Origin of the sequence: Rhizobium sp. 9140, assembly GCF_900067135.1 — a bacterium.
In the GTDB taxonomy this organism is placed as follows: domain Bacteria; phylum Pseudomonadota; class Alphaproteobacteria; order Rhizobiales; family Rhizobiaceae; genus Ferranicluibacter.
This window is the reverse complement of record NZ_FJUR01000001.1, coordinates 2,380,993-2,398,946: the sequence shown is the minus strand read 5'-3', so window position 1 is coordinate 2,398,946 and position 17,954 is coordinate 2,380,993. Positions and strand designations below refer to the sequence as shown.

At 59.7% G+C, this 17,954-nt stretch carries 16 protein-coding genes and 2 tRNA genes; 12 read left to right on the top strand and 6 right to left on the bottom strand.

Features of this window, described 5'->3' with window-relative positions:
- Nucleotides 1-273: 273 nt before the first annotated feature.
- Both GA0004734_RS11330 and lexA read left to right on the top strand, forming a co-directional pair.
- Nucleotides 274-810 carry a single-stranded DNA-binding protein gene (locus GA0004734_RS11330; protein WP_092933754.1) on the top strand — a complete coding sequence of 179 codons (537 nt, stop codon included), beginning with the start codon at nucleotides 274-276 and terminating at the stop codon, nucleotides 808-810.
- A 272-nt stretch (nucleotides 811-1,082) separates the two neighbouring features.
- Nucleotides 1,083-1,799, top strand: coding sequence for a transcriptional repressor LexA (gene lexA, locus GA0004734_RS11325; RefSeq protein WP_092933752.1), 717 nt, complete (start codon nucleotides 1,083-1,085; stop codon nucleotides 1,797-1,799).
- 1,040 nt (nucleotides 1,800-2,839) lie between these two features.
- Here lexA and GA0004734_RS11320 read toward each other — a convergent pair.
- The 3 genes from GA0004734_RS11320 to GA0004734_RS11310 form a co-directional block, all read right to left on the bottom strand.
- Nucleotides 2,840-3,172, bottom strand: coding sequence for a hypothetical protein (locus GA0004734_RS11320; RefSeq protein WP_092933750.1), 333 nt, complete (start codon nucleotides 3,170-3,172; stop codon nucleotides 2,840-2,842).
- 675 nt (nucleotides 3,173-3,847) lie between these two features.
- Nucleotides 3,848-3,921: transfer RNA gene (locus GA0004734_RS11315), tRNA-Cys, on the bottom strand.
- 126 nt (nucleotides 3,922-4,047) lie between these two features.
- Nucleotides 4,048-4,137 (bottom strand) — tRNA-Ser (locus tag GA0004734_RS11310).
- A 202-nt stretch (nucleotides 4,138-4,339) separates the two neighbouring features.
- Here GA0004734_RS11310 and GA0004734_RS11305 point away from each other — a divergent pair.
- The 8 genes from GA0004734_RS11305 to GA0004734_RS11270 all read left to right on the top strand — a co-directional run bounded on the left by GA0004734_RS11305 (nucleotide 4,340) and on the right by GA0004734_RS11270 (nucleotide 12,322).
- Nucleotides 4,340-4,609, top strand: a complete 270-nt coding sequence (locus GA0004734_RS11305; RefSeq protein WP_092933749.1) for a hypothetical protein — start codon at nucleotides 4,340-4,342, stop codon at nucleotides 4,607-4,609.
- Nucleotides 4,610-4,808: 199 nt separating this feature from the next.
- On the top strand, nucleotides 4,809-5,906 hold the full coding sequence (locus GA0004734_RS11300; RefSeq protein ID WP_092933747.1) for a septal ring lytic transglycosylase RlpA family protein: 1,098 nt from the start codon (nucleotides 4,809-4,811) through the stop codon (nucleotides 5,904-5,906).
- A 36-nt stretch (nucleotides 5,907-5,942) separates the two neighbouring features.
- The gene (locus tag GA0004734_RS11295) at nucleotides 5,943-7,100 is read left to right on the top strand and encodes a D-alanyl-D-alanine carboxypeptidase family protein (RefSeq protein WP_245292401.1); all 1,158 of its coding nucleotides are present in this window, start codon (nucleotides 5,943-5,945) and stop codon (nucleotides 7,098-7,100) included.
- Nucleotides 7,101-7,303: 203 nt separating this feature from the next.
- On the top strand, nucleotides 7,304-7,969 hold the full coding sequence (gene tmk, locus GA0004734_RS11290) for a dTMP kinase (RefSeq protein ID WP_092936211.1): 666 nt from the start codon (nucleotides 7,304-7,306) through the stop codon (nucleotides 7,967-7,969).
- Nucleotides 7,966-9,009: a DNA polymerase III subunit delta' gene (locus GA0004734_RS11285; RefSeq protein WP_092933745.1), complete on the top strand. Its 1,044-nt coding sequence runs from the start codon at nucleotides 7,966-7,968 to the stop codon at nucleotides 9,007-9,009. Before tmk ends, GA0004734_RS11285 begins: the two co-directional genes overlap by 4 nt.
- Before the next feature lie 142 nt (nucleotides 9,010-9,151).
- A complete protein-coding gene (gene metG, locus GA0004734_RS11280; RefSeq protein ID WP_092933743.1) occupies nucleotides 9,152-10,702 on the top strand; it encodes a methionine--tRNA ligase in 1,551 nt (516 codons plus the stop codon).
- A 14-nt stretch (nucleotides 10,703-10,716) separates the two neighbouring features.
- Nucleotides 10,717-11,496, top strand: a complete 780-nt coding sequence (locus GA0004734_RS11275; RefSeq protein ID WP_092936209.1) for a TatD family hydrolase — start codon at nucleotides 10,717-10,719, stop codon at nucleotides 11,494-11,496.
- A 13-nt stretch (nucleotides 11,497-11,509) separates the two neighbouring features.
- Nucleotides 11,510-12,322, top strand: a complete 813-nt coding sequence (locus GA0004734_RS11270) for an MBL fold metallo-hydrolase (protein ID WP_092933741.1) — start codon at nucleotides 11,510-11,512, stop codon at nucleotides 12,320-12,322.
- A gap of 7 nt (nucleotides 12,323-12,329) precedes the next feature.
- Here GA0004734_RS11270 and GA0004734_RS11265 read toward each other — a convergent pair whose 3' ends face one another.
- From GA0004734_RS11265 to istA, 3 genes are all read right to left on the bottom strand, one after another.
- Nucleotides 12,330-13,289 (bottom strand): phosphoribosylaminoimidazolesuccinocarboxamide synthase, encoded by a 960-nt coding sequence (locus GA0004734_RS11265; RefSeq protein ID WP_348626087.1) that lies wholly within the window; start codon nucleotides 13,287-13,289, stop codon nucleotides 12,330-12,332.
- Between the two features lie 531 nt (nucleotides 13,290-13,820).
- The gene (gene istB, locus GA0004734_RS11260) at nucleotides 13,821-14,579 is read right to left on the bottom strand and encodes an IS21-like element helper ATPase IstB (protein WP_092930036.1); all 759 of its coding nucleotides are present in this window, start codon (nucleotides 14,577-14,579) and stop codon (nucleotides 13,821-13,823) included.
- Nucleotides 14,576-16,072, bottom strand: a complete 1,497-nt coding sequence (istA, locus tag GA0004734_RS11255; protein ID WP_139056207.1) for an IS21 family transposase — start codon at nucleotides 16,070-16,072, stop codon at nucleotides 14,576-14,578. Before istA ends, istB begins: the two co-directional genes overlap by 4 nt.
- A 141-nt stretch (nucleotides 16,073-16,213) precedes the next feature.
- On the opposite strand from istA, the gene GA0004734_RS11250 reads away from it, so the two are divergent.
- Entirely contained in the window at nucleotides 16,214-16,600 is a 387-nt protein-coding gene (locus tag GA0004734_RS11250; RefSeq protein WP_092933737.1) for a DUF4864 domain-containing protein, read from the top strand.
- A 66-nt stretch (nucleotides 16,601-16,666) separates the two neighbouring features.
- Entirely contained in the window at nucleotides 16,667-17,857 is a 1,191-nt protein-coding gene (locus GA0004734_RS11245; RefSeq protein WP_092933735.1) for a class I SAM-dependent methyltransferase, read from the top strand.
- The last annotated feature ends 97 nt before the right edge of the window (nucleotides 17,858-17,954 follow it).

Genomic DNA, 17,954 nt, shown 5'->3' with positions numbered 1-17,954 from the left:
CTTCATATGTCGAGGCGTGTTTTCGGGAAACCGCTATTCCTTTGTCGCGGTGAACCGCTGTCTGTTGTCACAACAAACCCCAGTCTGTGATCCCCTCTGCGGCCTGGAAAGGCCTCGCTTGACAGGATCATACCCAAGACATAGAACAAATAAAGAACAAATTTGTAAACTGTTGTGGATTGCTGCTGGCCGAGGGCGAAATGCCGCGTTCAACAGCGTAGACTTGGCACACGATGCGGATCGTTGAGCCGCTTTTAGGAGACAGGGAAAAAGATGGCTGGTAGCGTCAACAAGGTGATCCTCATCGGCAACGTCGGGGCGGACCCGGAGATTCGGCGGACACAGGATGGCAAGCCGATCGCAAACCTGCGCATCGCGACATCCGAAAGCTGGCGTGACCGGAACTCCGGTGAGCGGCGCGAGAAAACGGAGTGGCACACCGTCGTGGTCTTCAACGAAGGCCTATGCAAGGTCGTAGAGCAATATGTAAAGAAGGGCGCCAAGCTGTATCTGGAGGGTGCGCTGCAGACCCGCAAGTGGCAGGACAAGGACGGAAACGACCGTTACTCCACGGAAGTGGTGCTCCAGGGCTTCAACTCGACGCTGACGATGCTTGACGGTCGCGATGGTGGAGGCAGCGGTGGCGGTGGCGGAAGCCGTGGCAGCTCGGAATATGGTGGCGGAAGCGGTGGGGCAAACTACGGCGACGATTACGATCGCCCCGCCCAGTCCTCGGGTGCCCGATCGGGTAGCACCGGCGGATCAAGCGGCGGCTTCTCTCGCGACCTGGATGACGATATCCCGTTCTGATTCGCGCAAGGTTGCCGCGGGTTGATACCTAAATTCGATGTCTCTTTCGCGCCGTCATGGGTAAGCTCATGGCGGCGTTGCTATTGTGAAGCTGAGGGAGGTTGTGCGTCGCCAACAGTTCCTCTTTTCGTGGAGTTCAAAAGCAACGCTTACGACGAGCGCCCGCTGTTGATCCTTCCAGATGTGGTTTAACCACAATGCCACTTGCAGAACACATGAGGAACATATAACACTGTTCTTGCTTTGTTTCGTGACTCTGGAGTCGATTGATTATGCTGACCCGCAAGCAACAGGAACTGTTGATTTTCATTCATGAGCGCATGAAGGAATCGGGTGTTCCCCCCTCATTCGATGAAATGAAGGATGCACTGGATCTCGCGTCCAAGTCCGGCATTCACCGGCTGATCACGGCCCTTGAAGAGCGCGGATTCATCCGGCGCCTGCCCAACCGGGCACGAGCGCTTGAGGTCATCAAGCTGCCTGACGCGTATCTGGCGGCAGTCCCGCCCAAGCGCGGTTTTTCGCCGAGCGTGATCCAAGGAAGCAGGGGAAGCTCCGCACCTGACAATGCGCTGAAGTCAGCGGCTGAGGTTGGCAACGACAATAGCGTGTCGGTTCCGGTGATGGGGCGCATTGCCGCGGGCGTCCCGATTTCCGCCATCCAGAACAATACGCACGATATCTCCGTTCCCGCCTTTATGATCGGCAATGGCGAGCACTACGCTTTGGAAGTCCGAGGCGACTCGATGATCGAAGCGGGTATTCTGGACGGTGACACCGTGATCATCCGGAATGCCAACAGTGCCAGCCCCGGTGAGATCGTCGTTGCCCTCGTGGATGACGAGGAAGCGACCCTTAAGCGTTTCCGCCGCAAGGGCGCCTCTGTTGCTCTTGAAGCAGCCAATCCAGCGTATGAGACACGAATTTTCGGCCCAGAACGCGTGAAGGTGCAGGGAAAGCTCGTCGGCTTGATTCGCCGTTACCAGTAAGAGGCGAGGACGTCGCCATCGGGAGGATTGATCGAAGTCTTGTTGTCCTTAGGTTCCTGCATATGGAGCTTTTGCAGCGTGCTTGTTAAGGTTCAGGTTTTCCACGGTCCTGGTTGATGACTGTCCCGGCGACAACAGACAAAATCGTAACCGTCACATTTTGCAAATGGAAGATTTGAGGGTTGAGCCATCAGCCTCCTTGTCAGTCCGGCCTTGAGCCGGAGCTTGGCTACCTGACGTCCGTGAGATGAGGAGACACGTTTGAGCGCGCGGACGTGACGTCGCTGGATGCCGCATCCAGTAGGGGATGACGAAGGGGTCATTGGTGGCTCATGAAATCTCGTGGTGTGAGATCTGAGCAAATCTTCGTCATTTATTAAGTTACCAACCGGCCGGAAATTTGCGCCACCTGTCGTCCTGTTCGTAAACAATTAGGCGGAACGCGTTCAGTTCTGAGGCTTGCCAGCTTTAACGATATCTGCACGTGAAAGTCTATGGAACTGCATGGACAGGCCGGCGTTTACCGGGTGAACACAGCGGAGGCGAGCATGTCTGGAATATTGCAAATATTTCGGGCAGTCATTTTTGACCTTTAGGAAGGTGGCTTTGTGGGAGGTGCGATGTTGTGAGTATGCACAACCCCAGACGAAGTTCCGGATTTGGCAAAAGACTGTTTGTAGCCGACACAGAAACTACTTGGTTTTCTAGTCCGGGTGAAGCGGTGGCAGGTAAAAACCAATCAAATCTCTGCCTTGCCGAATTACGGTCGGGTTAGAGATTTCAATTCGCTTTTTTTGGTGTTGCTTACAGCCTATTTACGAGAAACGCGCATTCTTATGCGATAAGGACGTCATTATGAGAATGATTTTTGTCGGGATGCTTGCATCCGTCCTCAGTATACTTGTGATCAAATATGCAAACAACGATCTGGGAAACAGTGTCCTGTTGACGACTGTCGGAGCAGCTAGCTCGCTGTAATATCCGGGCATGTCGGCCAGCTACTCCGATATATTAAAGGCGTTATTCGAACATCGGGCTCATCATTCGTGGATGGTGTAGGACCCCATTTCGCATAAATTTTGCTTGTCCTCCGTCGTTGCGAGATCTGAACCCTCTTCGAATTCGAAACGCATGTCGTAGTTACAAACGTCTCTACCGTCTGCAATCGTGAGCTCGATTGTCTCACCGGGATTGAGAACCTGCTCGCCGAACACGTCTCCCTCCCAATCACTAACACCGACAGGTGACGTGTAGAATCGCGTGAGAACGGATGTCGTGCTGTTCTTCAATGTGAACACAAGATCCTCGGCCTGCGCTGCCCCGGACATAAAAATGGCGCTGATGATAATCGCGCCTGTCGTAGTGATTTTCATTGTTCCCCCCGTAAATCTAATATGTCGCCAATGGATTGACGATGAAGGGATATTACCGAGTCTCTTGTCGGATTCAACTGGATTGTGGACGTTTGATAAACAGACGAGCGCTGTTCAAACGTGCTGCAATTTCCGAATGCGCGTTCTCACCATCATTCATGCAGCAGTTCGGCCGTTATCTTGCACGCCAAACAGATGTAAAGATTGCGCAGCGCATTCATTTCGAAATCTGCGGCGTTCCACTGACTGGCAGCGCTCGCCTACGTTCGGAGAATGCAAACTGGACGGCCGCCGTGATCTCGTGGCAACGACGTGACGTCAATCTGTCGCCCGACCCCGTTCTTGAATTAACGGCAGTCGCGTCCGAGCCCCTTTTGCCAGAACAAATACGCTGCGTCCACCGTGCGTGTCGTTGAAGATCACACTAGACCATAGTGTTCAGGTGGAAGACGGCGAGCGATGGCCGAGTATGCTGCTGTTCGCCAAGCGAACACTGCGTAGCCCGAGCCACCGCTGGTATCGAGCTAGGCCCAGGAGTGGTCTTGCAATGAGAGGGCAGAAAGTAAACGGATCGCCACACCGCATTTCCGTGTAACGGAGCTTTAAGCGGCCAGATTGCCACACCTAAGAAACTGCAGGCATTTTCAGGCCGTTACAGGTGCATGAAAGGTGCGTTGGAGGCCTCGCCCGGAATTGAACCGGGGTGCAAGGATTTGCAGTCCTCTGCGTCACCACTCCGCCACGAGGCCTCATCGGGTCGAATTAACGAACCGTGGCCAGCGTTTAGAATCATCCTAGACGAAGCGCAAGAGGTTCGATCCGATTTCGGTACTTTTCTTGGATCCAACCAGTTTCACAATTGAAGTTTCCCGCGCTGGCGGAAGAGGTGGGATTCGAACCCACGGTACGGTCTCCCGCACGCCGGTTTTCAAGACCGGTTCCTTAAACCACTCGGACACTCTTCCTGAGGCTTTTCGCCTTGCGAGGGTTTGGTTGGATTAGCGGTTGGAGGGCGGGTCGTCAACTCGGGGTTTAGGCAGCTGTCGACATGGGCCGCGGGGGAGCCGCTGCACGGTCCATCCAAACACTATTGGCACTAAGGTTTGGAACAAAGAAAGATTGGAGGTGTTCCAAAAGCAGATAACCCGCCGTAACGGAGATCGAAAGATGCGGAACGCTTTAATTTGCGCAGTTTTTGGCGTTGGTATTGCTGTTTCTCAACCGGCAATTGCCGCGCTTGGCGATCCGTCGTCTTACCCGAGTGGGGGTATCGTCGTGGCAAACCTCGACTATTCGACGCTAAAGGGGAGCATTGCCAACGACCGGACCGGGGACCTCTGTGTTCCGCCGGAGGAGCAGTACATTCCTTCCTTCGTACGTGATATGCGGGGCCGGATCGTCGGCGTGAATTACACCGTAATCGAATATGTCTGCTGAGATCGCCTGCCATCAGGGTTGGTTGACCGTAACCAAGCATTAACCATAAAAACCAATTCCGTGACGTGTGCGAACCCTGTGTTCGCATTTATGCCACGTTGCTGTCATTTTTGACGACTGTATCTTTTTGGTACGATCGACGCGCCTGCAAGGGGCTCAGGCGTTCCGGTTTCGTCAGACAAACGGCAATGTGGGACAGATGACTTTCAGACAATACGCACGTTTCCTTGCGAGAGGCGCAGGCTTTGTGGCCGTTCCCGCGATTTGCCTGGCGCTGACGTCCTGCGGAACCACGGCGCAGGTCGAGGCTCCGAAGAAGCGGAGCAAAGAGTATTTTCCGGAGTCGGTCTATGGCGTCAAGGCGAGCCCCCGCGTCGCCGAAGGCAAGAACATTCCGAAGGGCGGCGGGCGTTATCAGGTCGGCAAGCCCTACAAGGTCAAGGACAAGTGGTACACGCCGAAGGAAGACTTCGGCTACAACAAGGTCGGCGTTTCCTCCTGGTATGGATCTGCGTTCCACGGTCGTTTGACCGCTAACGGCGAAGTTTACGATACAGCGCATCTCTCTGCTGCCCATCCGACTTTTCCCCTTCCCAGCTATGCCCGCGTGACGAATGTCGAAAACGGGTCTTCGGTCATTGTTCGCGTAAACGATCGTGGCCCGTACGAGTACGGGCGTATCATCGACGTCTCCTCCAAGACGGCCGATCTCCTGGACATCAAGCGCAAGGGTAGCGCGCAGGTACGGGTGCAGTATGTGGGCCGTGCGCCGCTCGAAGGCAACGACATGCCCTATCTCATGGCGTCCTATGCGGCCAAAGGTAGCCGCGTGCCTGGTATCTCTCCGGAAGGACAGATCGCGTCCGGCGTCATGGTCGCTTCAAACGAACCTCTGTCGCGACAGATGAAGAACCTCGGATCTTCGGATCTTGGAACGGTTTCAGTTCCGGCCAAGGCGCCCGTGCCGCAAGCGGCGCGCAATCAGGCGGCGCCGTCTGCAAACCCTTCGCTCGACAACGCATCATCGATAACGGCCCTTGCCGAGACGCAACATGTCCTGCGCGCGCCGGGCGCCATGGAGGCCCTGGAGGCTTTCGTGACGTTGCCGGACATCGGCCCCATTCCCGCAGAACGACCAGGCAGTTACGGCAAGCCGGGTAACGGCATTCTGTATGCCGCGGCCTACGTGGAAGCGCGCGTCAGCGCCTCGGAAACCGCGTTCGATGCCATCATGGTCGATCCGCAGGCTTTGACCTCATCCGCCATCATCGCGCATGCCAAACGCAACGCTCGCTGAGACCGGCGGGATGAGGGCGGCCCCCTGGGAGGCTTCGTGAAGCGGCGCACGCTCGGCAAGACAATGGCGCTGACGATCGCGCTTGCGCTCGGTAGCACCACCTCCGGCGCACAGGAATTCGACACCGCGGCGCGCCAGGCGCTGGTCATCGATGCGCTGACGGAAACCGTTCTCCTTGAGAAAGCGGCCGACGAGGCCGTGCCGCCGGCTTCCATGGCCAAGTTGATGACCGTCGAACTGGTGCTCTCGGCCCTGAAGGACGGGAGCCTTTCGCGCGATACGCTTTTTCCGGTCAGCGAACATGCTTGGCGGACTGGCGGCGCGCCATCCGGCACATCGACAATGTTTGCCGGGTTGAATTCCAGAGTCTCGGTCGGCGATCTGCTTCAGGGCGTCGTCGTGCAATATGCCAATGATGCCTGTATCGTCCTGGCGGAGGGCATGGTGGGCAGTGAGGCCACCTTCGCAGAGCGCATGACGACGCGGGCGCGGGCGATCGGGCTGAAAACCTCGACATTCGCCAATCCGACCGGCTTGCCGGCGGAAGGCAATTTGACGACGATGCGGGACCTCGTGACGCTCGCGCGCCATCTCCGCGCGGCCTATCCCGATGATATGCCACTCTTTCGGCAAGCCGAGTTCGAGTGGAACAAGATCCGCCAGCGAAACCGGAATCCGCTGATATCCGCGAATGTCGGCGTTGACGGGTACGTCACGGGTTTTGCCGAGGGTTACGGCTACGGCATCGTCGCGTCTATGGAGCGGGATGGGCGCCGCGTCGATCTGGCGCTGAACGGGCTTGCCACGGACAAGGATCGCGTGGCCGAGGCAAGGCGTGTGTTCGACTGGGCCATGACGAACTTCTCGGAAAAGCGGCTGTTCGCTGAGGGCGAGACGGTTGCGGAGGCGAGCGTTTACGGAGGCGACCGACCCGCCGTCGGGCTGGTGACCGCGGGGCCTGTCGATATCCTCCTGCCGGTGAAGTCGCCGGCGAAGCTCACCGCACGTGTCGTCTATCGCTGGCCGTTGACCGTGCCTGTGCGGGCAGGGCAGGTCGCAGGCACGCTGCGCATCTGGAACGGGGAGCAGTTATTGCGGGAAGTGCCGCTGAAGACGGCCGCGTCCGTCGAGGCCGGCTCGCTAACGAGCCGCGCTGCGGATGCCCTGCAGGAACTGTTATTTTTCTGGCTTTGATGGTTCGTGTCGATGGTACTGCGGTGTGTTGTCCAGCGGCTCCGCGCCCTTTTCCAGCGCGCATGTTTTCAGACGCAGAGCAATAGGCTACTGGATCTTATCCGCTTGGAATGCTCTCCGCGTCTGCGCGATGCGGGGTGGCATTTGCGGCGTCAGGACTGGAAATCGCGGCTATAGAGGCAAATGAATTGACGGCAGGTGCGATGTTCGTGACATTCGAAGGCGGCGAGGGGGTCGGCAAGTCGACTCAGATCCGCCTTCTGGCCGGTGCGCTTGAAGCGCAGGGCCATGCCGTGCGCATCACCCGCGAACCTGGTGGCTCCGGCGGGGCCGAGGCCGTGCGGCATGTGGTCCTGTCGGGTGCTGCTGAATCCCACGGCGTTCGCATGGAGGCACTGCTTTTTGCCGCCGCACGGAGCGACCATGTGGAAACATTGATCCGCCCGGCGCTTGACGGTGGCAGCATGGTCCTTTGCGACCGCTTCATGGACTCCTCCCGCGTCTATCAGGGCATCACCGGAAATCTTCCCGAACCGCTTATCGATGGCCTGGAACGGCTGGCTATCAACGGTCTGCGACCTGACATCACTATCATTCTGGACATGCCTGCGGCCGATGGCCTCGAGCGGGCACGAGCCCGTGCTTCCAAGGCCGCCGAGGTAGCGAATGCCGTGCCGGATCGCTTCGAGAAGGAAGAACTGGAGACACACGAGAAGCGCCGCGAGGCCTTTCTGGACATTGCTGCGCGCGATCCCGTTCGGTGTCGTGTCGTTGATGCCTCTCGTTCGGTGGAAGCCATCGCGCGCGATGTGCTGGCAGCCGTGGAAGCGCGCATCGCCGAGCGGCAGGATGCAGGAGTAGAGGCATGAGCGACGGTCGATCCGATGTTCTCGACGGTGCTATCGTGCCATCCAACAACAGCGCACTGTTCGGGCACGAAGAGGCACAGGCTTTTCTCGCGGCGGGCTATCGTTCCGGCAAGGGGCATCACGCCATCCTCATCGAGGGGCCGGAGGGCATCGGCAAGGCGACGCTCGCCTTTCGCTTTGCTAACCACATCCTCAGCCATCCCGAGCCGGCCGACGCACCGGCTGTGATGGCAGATCCCGACCCGGGTTCCGTGGTCAGCCGGCAGATCGCCGCGGGTTCGTCCCACAATGTCCTGCACCTCACACGTCCGGTGGACGAGAAGACGGGCAAGGTGAAAAGCGCGATCACCGTCGACGAGGTGCGGCGGGCAGGTCGTTTTTTCGCGCAGACCTCGGGCACCGGAAATTGGCGCATCGTCATCATCGACCCGGCCGACGATCTCAATCGTAACGCGGCGAATGCCATTCTCAAGATCCTCGAAGAGCCGCCGAAGCGGTCGATGTTTCTCGTCCTCACGCACACGCCCGGCCGCCTGCTGCCGACCATCCGCTCGCGCTGCCTGCCTTTGGCGCTAAGGCCCCTTGCTGATGCCGATATGACCCGGGCGCTGGCGCATCTCGATATCCGGCTGGAGGGGGGGAGAGGCGTGCGTGTGCTTGCAGCCGCAAAGGGCAGCGTCTCGGAGGCGCTGAAGCTCGTCAATTATGGTGGCCTCGACATCATCGACGCGTTCGACCACATGCTCGGCCATCCCGACGACGCGCCGGCGCGGCGCGAGATGCACAAGCTCGGCGATATTCTTGCCGCCAAGGACAGCGATACCATCTTCGACTTCTTCGCAACGCTTGTTGCCCGCCATGTGAACGCTCAGGCCAAAGCGGCGGGCCTTGGCGGCGATCTGGCCGCGGCCGAACGTTTCGCGCGGCTTTCGTCGGAGTTGTCCGAGAGGCTGACGGTTGCCGACGCCTACAATCTCGACCGCAAGCAGACTGTTCTTTCCATTCTCGACGACCTCCGGACGGCGGGAACCGTTGTTTGAGACGCTGCGCTGGATGGTTCTCGATCCGCCTTAGGGCAGGGGTTGGTTTTTCACCCTCTTGCATTCCCTCCGCTTCGCGATTGGTTTAAGGACGTTGCACGCTCGCAAGACGCCCGACACCCCGACCTGCAGAAGTCCCGCCATGACAGACACATCTCCCTTCTACATCACCACCGCCATCGCCTATCCCAACGGGCGACCGCATATCGGCCATGCCTATGAGCTGATCGCAACCGATGTCGTGGCGCGGTTCGAGCGGCTGGATGGACGCGATGTCTTCTTCCTGACGGGAACGGACGAGCACGGGCAGAAGATGCAGCAGACGGCGCGCCGGGAGGGCCTGACGCCTGGGGAACTGGCGGATCGCAACGCGGCCGAATTCCAGAAGATGGTTAAGCTGCTCGAAGGGTCGAATGACGATTACATCCGTACGACGGAACCACGCCACCATGAGGCGGTGAAGGTCATCTGGAACAGGATGGCTGAGGCCGGCGACCTTTACAAGGACGCCTATTCCGGCTGGTACTCGGTGCGCGACGAAGCCTACTATCAGGAAAGCGAGACCGAGATCCGCGCCGATGGCGTGCGCTATGGACCGCAGGGAACGCCCGTCGAATGGGTGGAGGAGGCGAGCTACTTCTTCTGTCTCTCCGCCTATCAGGACCGGCTGCTTCAGCATTACGAAGACAATCCGGATTTCATCGGTCCCGCCGAGCGCCGCAACGAGGTCATCTCCTTCGTGAAATCCGGCCTGAAGGACCTTTCCATGTCGCGCACGACGTTCGACTGGGGCATCCCGGTGCCCGGCGATCCGGCCCATGTCATGTATGTCTGGGTCGATGCGCTGACCAATTACCTCACCGCCACCGGTGCACTGACGGACCCGGACGGCCCGCGCGCAAAATACTGGCCGGCGAGCATCCACATGATCGGCAAGGACATCATCCGCTTCCACGCCGTCTACTGGCCCGCCTTCCTGATGTCGGCCGGCCTGCCGTTGCCGAAGAAGGTTTTCGCCCACGGCTTCCTGCTCAACAAGGGCGAGAAGATGTCGAAATCCCTTGGCAACGTCGTCGATCCCGTCAATCTGGTGGAGCATTTCGGGCTCGATCAGATCCGCTATTTCTTCATGCGCGAAGTCTCCTTCGGGCAGGACGGAAGCTATAGCGAGGAGGCGATCGCCACCCGGATCAATTCGGATCTCGCCAACGGCATCGGCAACCTTGCGAGCCGCTCCCTGTCGATGATCGTCAAGAACTGTGACGGCGCTATTCCGGTCTGTGGGCCTTTGAACGAAGCCGATGAGGCTATGCGTGCCTCGGCGGATGCCCTGCACGCCTCGACGCGCACCGATATGGACGCGCTCGCCATCCACAAGGTTCTCGCCTCCATCATTGCTGTGGTGTCGGAAGCCGACCGCTATTTTGCGGGGCAGGAGCCTTGGGCGCTGAAGAAGACGGACCCCGCGCGCATGGCAACGGTTCTTTATGTGACGGCGGATGTGGTGCGCCAGGTGGCGATCCTCCTTCAGCCGTTCATGCCCGGCTCCGCAGCCAAGCTGCTCGATCTCGTGGCCGTGCCTGAAAACCAGCGCAGTTTCGCCTTCCTCGGTGATGCCGGCCGGCTTGCCTCGGGAACGCCGCTCGAAGCGCCGAAGCCGGTTTTTCCGCGTTACGTCCCGCCAGAGGTATGATCGTGGTTCGTCCCTTGCTGATCGACACGCACTGCCACCTCGACTTTCCGGATTTCGAGGCCGAGCGGGATGACATCGTTGCCCGGGCGGCCGAGATCGGCGTCCACAAGCTGGTCACGATCTGCACCCGCGTCAAACGGTTCGACACGATCCTTGCGGTCGCCGAGCGATACGACAACGTGTTCTGCTCGGTCGGGACCCATCCGAACAATGCGGATGAGGAACTGGACGTGACGACGGAGGATCTGGTTCGGCTGTCGGCGCATCCGAAAGTGGTTGCCATCGGCGAGGCGGGCCTCGACTATTTCTACGATACGCAGAAGCCGGAGGACCAGAAGATCGGCCTGCTTCGGCATATCGCCGCTGCACGGGAAACCGGCTTGCCGCTGGTCATCCACAGCCGCTCGGCAGACGACGACATGGCGGAGATCCTGACGCGCGAGACAGGGAAGGGGGCATTCCCCTTCATCCTCCATTGCTTCTCCTCTGGCCCCGATCTCGCCCGGATCGGCGTGGAGCTTGGCGGATACATCTCGTTCTCCGGCATTCTCACGTTTCCGAAATCCGAAGACCTCCGCGCAATCGCCCTCACCGTGCCGCATGACCGGTTGCTGGTGGAAACCGATGCGCCCTACCTTGCGCCGAAGCCCTTTCGCGGCAAGCGCAACGAACCGGCTTACGTGGCGCATACGGCGCAGGTCCTCGGGGAAACGCTCGGGCTTTCCATCGACCGGATCGCCACGGTGACCACCGACAACGCCTTTCGCATCTTTTCCAAGATGCCGCGCTCCTGAACCGGTGACAGCGATGGCGGCACGGCGGATTTTCACCATTCTCGGCTGCGGATCGTCTCCGGGCGTGCCACGCATTACCGGAGACTGGGGCGCCTGCGATCCGCAGAACCCGAAAAACCGCAGGCTGCGGGCGGCCTTGCTGGTCGAGCAGGTGGCAGAGGATGGCGGCAGGACTTCGGTGCTGATCGATACCGGGCCGGATCTGCGCGAGCAGCTTCTATCTGCCGGTGTGAAGGACCTCGACGCTGTGGTCTACACCCACTCGCATGCCGATCACCTCCATGGCATCGACGATCTCCGGGGCTTCGTCATCCACAACCGGCGTCAGACACCCATCTGGGCCGACGCCTTTACCCTTGCTCGCATCCGCGACGGATTCGGCTATTGTCTGGAATCGCCGCCGGGAAGTAACTACCCGCCGATCATCCGGGACTGCCTGATCGAGCCGTCGCTCCAACCGTTCCAGGTCGAAGGCGCAGGCGGTACGATCGCGTTCCAGCCGCTGCTGCAGATGCACGGTTCGATCCACTCGCTCGGCTTTCGCGTCGGCGATGTCGCCTATTGTACCGATGTCAGCGATTTTCCGCCGGAGACGGTCGACAAGCTCGGCGGATTGCAGACACTCGTCATCGATACGCTGCAATATCAATACCATCCGAGCCATCTCTCGCTCGACCAGTCGCTCGCCTGGATCGAGACGATCGCGCCGCAACGCGCCATCCTGACCCATATGCATGTGCCGCTGGATTACGAAACGGTCATGCGCGAAACGCCGGCTCATGTGGAGCCGGCCTATGATGGCTTGCAGATCGTGGTCGAAGACTGAACCGACTTTACGCAAAATAGGGCGTGAGATTGTCCCGGACGCGGTCGAGCACGGTTGCGCCGCGCAGATCGGGCTCAAAACGTTCACCGGTGATCGTCTCATAGGCCTCGATATAGACCTCCGACGTCTGCTCGATCAGTGTGTCCGGGATTGCAGGGATCGGATCCTTGTAGGGATCGCAACGCTCGGTCACCCAGGCGCGCACGAAATCCTTGTCGAAGCTCTTCGGCCGTCCGCCGGCCGCGAAACTCTCCGGATAGCTCTCTGCGATCCAGTAGCGGCTGCTGTCGGGCGTATGGATCTCGTCGGCCAACACGATGCGCCCGGACGCGTCGGTACCGAACTCGTACTTGGTATCGACGAGGATCAAGCCACGCTTTGCCGCGAGGTCCTGTCCGCGCTGGAAGAGCGCCAGCGCGTAGGATGAAACCGTGTCCCATTGCTCCGGCGTCAGAAGCTTCTGCGCAAGGATCTCCTCAGCCGAAAGCGGCTCGTCATGGCCGCCGTCGAAAGCCTTGCTCGTCGGCGTGATGATGGCGGTCGGGAGCTTCTCGTTGTCCTTCATTCCGTCGAGTAGTCGCGTCCCGTACATGGATCGCTCGCCATTGCGATACTTCGTCAGGATCGACGTGCTGGTCGTTCCAGCGAGATAGCCGCGCACGACGATTTCCACGGGCAGGATGTCGAGCCGTGTTCCAACGACGACATTCGGATCGGGATATTCAAGCACATGGTTCGGGCAGATATCCGCCGTCTGCTCGAACCAGTACCGCGCCGTCTGCGTCAGCACCTGACCCTTGAACGGGACCGCAGTGAGCACGACGTCAAACGCGCTCAACCGATCCGTCGCAATGATAATCCGCCGCCCGTCCGCCAGATCATAGTTCTCCCGGACCTTGCCATTGTAGCGCCCGGGAAGCTCGGCAATGAAGGCATCGGACAGGATACGCTGGTTGGTGTCGGTCACGGGCAATCTCATCGCTTTGGGAAGAAAAGTCTCTCAGTGGATTAGACGTGCTGCTGCCATTGCGTCAAGAGAATGGGAATTGGTCGGCAGACGTCTCTTCCTCGAAATACGCGCTGCAACATGGCATGCTGAGGCATTTGAACCTACAATCTGTTCCATAATCTATCTTATGTGATTGCGATGTGTAGCGGGGTACATTCTATTTCCAACTGCGACATGCCGATCTTCAGCTCGTGCATCTTCACCCTCGACTCGTGCATCTATAGCCCCTTACCGCTTTACCTCCAGCGCAGCACTAATCGACGCGACGTCCCGCCTCTTCCCATCAGGCATATTCGGCGTAAGCTCAGGTCTACGACTTCGGTTGATGGAGATGGTGATGGCGCGTGTGATGTTGGGTGTCAACGGCGGAGTAAAATCCTGCCACGCGGCGGCGCAAAAGTCGGCCACTTGTGGCGCGCGCATGAGACCGCCGGGAGGGCTTAGGCCCGAGCGGGGGTCTCATGCGCGCGTTGCGATTTTCGAAGGGCGTCAGCCGGCCTTTCGGGCGCGGCTTTGGGCGAGACGATAGCTGTCGCCGTTCATCTCGAGGATGCTGACGTGATGGGTGATGCGGTCGAGCAAAGCGCCGGTCAGGCGCTCGGACCCCAAGGTTTCCGTCCATTCGTCAAAAGGAAGGTTGCTGGTGATCAGGGTCGCGCCTCGCTCGTATCGTTGCGAGATCAGCTCGAACAGCAATTCCGCGCCGGTCTTTGACAGCGGCACGAAGCCCAGTTCATCGATGATCAACAGCTGGTAGGCGGCCATCTGCTTCTGGAACCGGATGAGACGCCGCTCGTCGCGCGCCTCCATCATCTCGCTGACCAGTGCGGCCGCTGTCGTGAACCCAACGGACAGGCCCTTCTGGCAGGCGGCCAGGCCGAGGCCGAGCGCCACATGGGTCTTGCCCGTGCCGCTGGGGCCGAGAGCGATAACGTTCTCCCTGCGCTCGATCCATTCGCAGCGCGCCAGTTCCAGCACCTGCATCCTGTTCAGCTTTGGGATGGCGGCGAAGTCGAAACTGTCGAGGCTTTTGACGACCGGGAACCTGGCCGCCTTGATGCGACGCTCGACCTTGCGACGGTCCCGTTCGATCATCTCCCGCTCGGCAAGCCGGGTGAGGTATCCGACATGATCGACGCCTTCGGTGGCGCACAGCCGGGCCAGCTTCTGGTACTCGCGCTGGAAACTCGGCAGCTTCAGGGTTTTGAGATAATGGGTGAGAAGGATCTCGGGTGCTTGGGTGTTCATGCGACTTCTCCCGCATCCGACGACAGGAGACGCATATACGCCTTCGCCGATGTCGTCTCGACCGTCGCCCTCGGCAAATACGGGTAGATGGACAGGTCCAGTCTGGGCGGCCGGCGTTCCACCCGGCACAGGATCAGATGCTTGACGGCGTCAAAGCCAATGGCGCCAAGCTGGATCGCCTGCTTCACCGCCGCATGCAGATCGGCGAGTTCGAAGCTCTCCAGCAGGCGGAGGACCTGCACGTACTCACGCCGGCCGTGTTTGGCCATGCGGCCTTCCATCAACCGGCGCAGCGTAGCGAACTCTTGCGGCAAGTCCCAGCCCTGGAGGGGCGCTGCCTGATCCAGCGAATTGATCTTCTGCTCGATCAGCGGCAGGTAATGGACAGGATCGAAGACGACGTCTTCCCGTTCCCAGCACCGAGGATGGCGGGCGATGATCTCGCCACGGCCACCAATGACCACTTCGTTGACATAGCCGCGCACCCACACATCCTGATGGCCATAGGCGACCGGGACGGAATAGTCGTTGGTCTTGTAGCGCACCAGCGACTGCGCCGTCACCTTGGCACTTGCCTGGTCGCAGGCATCAAATGGCGAGGCTGGCAAGGCGCGCATGGCAGCCAGATCGCGCCGCAAGCGCTCGCCGATCGTCTCGCTCTCGCCGCGCAGCCTGTCGCGCTGGCGCTTCCGGCACTGCTCCTCCAGAAAGGTGTTGAACGCCTCCCATGTCGCAAACTGCGGGATCGGTACCATGAAGTTGCGCCGGGCATAGCCGACGAGACCCTCGACGTTCCCCTTGTCGTTGCCCTTGCCGGGACGGCCATAGCGATCCCGGATAAGGTAGTGGGACAGGAAGCCGCTGAACAACGTCGCGCGCTTGCGGGTGCCGTCAGGCAAAATCTTCGCCACCAGGCAACGGTCGTTGTCGTAGACGATCGATTGCGGCACGGCGCCGAAGAAAGCGAACGCATGGACATGGCCATCGACCCAGGCCTCGGCCACTGCCGCCGGATAGGCCCGCACGTAGCAGCCGTCGCTGTGCGGAAGGTCGAGCACGAAGAAATGCGCCTTCTGCTCGACACCGCCGATGACCACCATCGCCTCACCGAAATCGGCCTGCGCATGGCCGGGCGGATGCGACAGCGGCACGAACACTTCCTGGCGGCGCTGATCCCGCTCGCGCATGTAATCCTTGATGATCGTATAGCCGCCAGTGAACCCGCATTCGTCTCGAAGCCGGTCAAACACCCGCTTGGCCGTATGGCGCTGCTTGCGCGGCACTTGTCTGTCTTCGTCCAGCCAGTGATCGATCGTCGAGACAAACGCATCCAGCTTGGGCCGCCGGATCGGTGATTGTCGCTGATAGCCAGGTGGCGTCGAATAGGACAGCATCTTGGAAACGCTGTCGCGCGATATGTTGAAATGCTTTGCAGCCTGACGCCGGCTCATGCCTTCCGAGCAAGCCAGTCGAACCTTCAGATATAATTCCACGGTATAGATCCCCAGGCCCTCCTGCGCTCATTGCAGAAGAGAAATAGGTGGCCGACTTTTACGCCGCCCGAAGCGGGACAATCCCGCCGCTACCGTGGTCTAATTTTGCACCGCCGCTCTCAGTTGGGCGTTGGATTCGTGATGGCCTTGGCGCTGTCGTCACCGGGACATGCCGTCGAACCGGTGGACACCGCGCGGTCCATTATCGGGCAGCAGATCGAGGCGTTTCTGAATGACGATGCGACGGCGGCGTATTCGTTTGCGTCGCCTCAGATCAAAGGGCTGTTTCCGAGCCAAGACCTGTTTTTCGAGATGGTGAAGCGCGGATATGGGCCTGTGTACCGGCCCGGAAATTTCGCCTTTGGCCGGAGCAAGGTCGATGGCTCGACGGTCGTGCAGGAAGTCCTGATCTCCGGGCCGGATGGCAAGGACTGGACCGCGCTTTACTCCCTGACGCTGCAGCCCGACGGGACATACAAGATCAATGGCGTACAGATGCTGCAACAGGCGCCGGGTCCGCAAATCTAAGAGTCGTGAAGGCATTGACCACCAGCGCGTGCATTCGCTAGGTTCGCTTTCCAAAGGGGACCAACGATGCCACTGTCTTTGCAAAAGGTGTGCGATATCCACGACTTCTTCGAGCCGGAGATCGACGCCATCATTCGGCGCGATCTTCGGTCCGTGCCGTTCGGCTCGCGCCGGGCGTGGGAATTCGCCATGATCTTCCGGGCTCTTGCGGCCAAGGGCAAGCTGCAGGGCAGCGCGCACGGGCTCGCGATGGGTGCCGGAACGGAAAAGCTGATCTATGCGATCGTTCCGCGCGTCGCCAAGACGGTCGTTACCGATCTCTATCTGCCCGATTCCGGTTGGATCGGCGTTCGCACCGAGAGCCCGCGCGACCTTATCCGCAAGAAGGCGCCTTGGCCCGTCGATTTCGACAAGGTCGATGCTATGGCCATGGACATGCGGGATCTCAAATTTGCTGACGAGAGTTTCGATTTCTGCTGGTCGACGGGGTCGTTCGAACATATCGGGCATGACGAGGATTTCCTGCAGCATTTCCGGGAGGTCGATCGCGTTCTGAAACCCGGCGGCGTCTATGCCTTCACGACGGCCGTCACATTCGGCGGCGTCACCGAGCGCATCCCCCACAACTATTATTTCGACCCCAACCATCTGGTCGATCTGATCCACGCCTCGCCGCTGCATGCCGAACCCGTGTTCGATTGCTACGTCCAGGACCACCTGTTCAACCGCCCTCACCCCGAGCGTTACCAGAGCTATGGCTTCGCCGCCGGCAACCAGATCTCCAAGCCGATCGTGTCCTTCCGCCGCGGCGTGACGCTGACGGCCAATGTGATGGTGCTGACAAAGGCTCCCGAGAGCGCAAAGGTTCGGCCCCGCGTCGAGGGCCTCGAGCGATCGCGTGCACGCTTGACGGATCAGGCCAACCACCTCATTCGCGAAACCTGGGCTCGCCCGCAATATCTTGAGACCACGATCACGGGGCGAACGCTCAAGGTTCAACCCCAGGTTTTCACCGATGGCCAAGCCGAGTTCGACGTGATCGTCCCGCAAGGGGCGCCAGCAAAGTACAAATGGGTTGTCAAGCGCAGACCCGTCACCTCGGTCTATACGTGGGAGACGCATGCAAAAGGGAACGTGACAGCGCAAACCGCCACATTCAGCTTCCCGACGCGTCGCGATTCTCTCTATTCGGTGAAGCTCGAGGCTGTCGGGGAAGGCAGTCTCGATCGCGTGATCATCCGCGCCAAGGCTGCGTAGATCTTTGAGAAACCGGAGGCGACCGCCAAGCGGTTCACGCGACAGTCTAACCGCTCTGCGACACGCGGTCAGATCTCATTGCGTTGGAGAACCTTGC

Coding starts and splice junctions, on each gene's coding strand:
- GA0004734_RS11285 (WP_092933745.1), top strand. CDS start 7,966: ATGAGCGACGGTCGATCCGATGTTCTCGACGGTGCTATCGTGCCATCC.
- GA0004734_RS11305 (WP_092933749.1), top strand. CDS start 4,340: ATGCGGAACGCTTTAATTTGCGCAGTTTTTGGCGTTGGTATTGCTGTT.
- GA0004734_RS11330 (WP_092933754.1), top strand. CDS start 274: ATGGCTGGTAGCGTCAACAAGGTGATCCTCATCGGCAACGTCGGGGCG.
- lexA (WP_092933752.1), top strand. CDS start 1,083: ATGCTGACCCGCAAGCAACAGGAACTGTTGATTTTCATTCATGAGCGC.
- GA0004734_RS11245 (WP_092933735.1), top strand. CDS start 16,667: ATGCCACTGTCTTTGCAAAAGGTGTGCGATATCCACGACTTCTTCGAG.
- GA0004734_RS11320 (WP_092933750.1), bottom strand. CDS start 3,172: ATGAAAATCACTACGACAGGCGCGATTATCATCAGCGCCATTTTTATG.
- istB (WP_092930036.1), bottom strand. CDS start 14,579: ATGAACACCCAAGCACCCGAGATCCTTCTCACCCATTATCTCAAAACC.
- GA0004734_RS11300 (WP_092933747.1), top strand. CDS start 4,809: ATGACTTTCAGACAATACGCACGTTTCCTTGCGAGAGGCGCAGGCTTT.
- metG (WP_092933743.1), top strand. CDS start 9,152: ATGACAGACACATCTCCCTTCTACATCACCACCGCCATCGCCTATCCC.
- GA0004734_RS11250 (WP_092933737.1), top strand. CDS start 16,214: ATGGCCTTGGCGCTGTCGTCACCGGGACATGCCGTCGAACCGGTGGAC.
- GA0004734_RS11270 (WP_092933741.1), top strand. CDS start 11,510: ATGGCGGCACGGCGGATTTTCACCATTCTCGGCTGCGGATCGTCTCCG.
- tmk (WP_092936211.1), top strand. CDS start 7,304: ATGTTCGTGACATTCGAAGGCGGCGAGGGGGTCGGCAAGTCGACTCAG.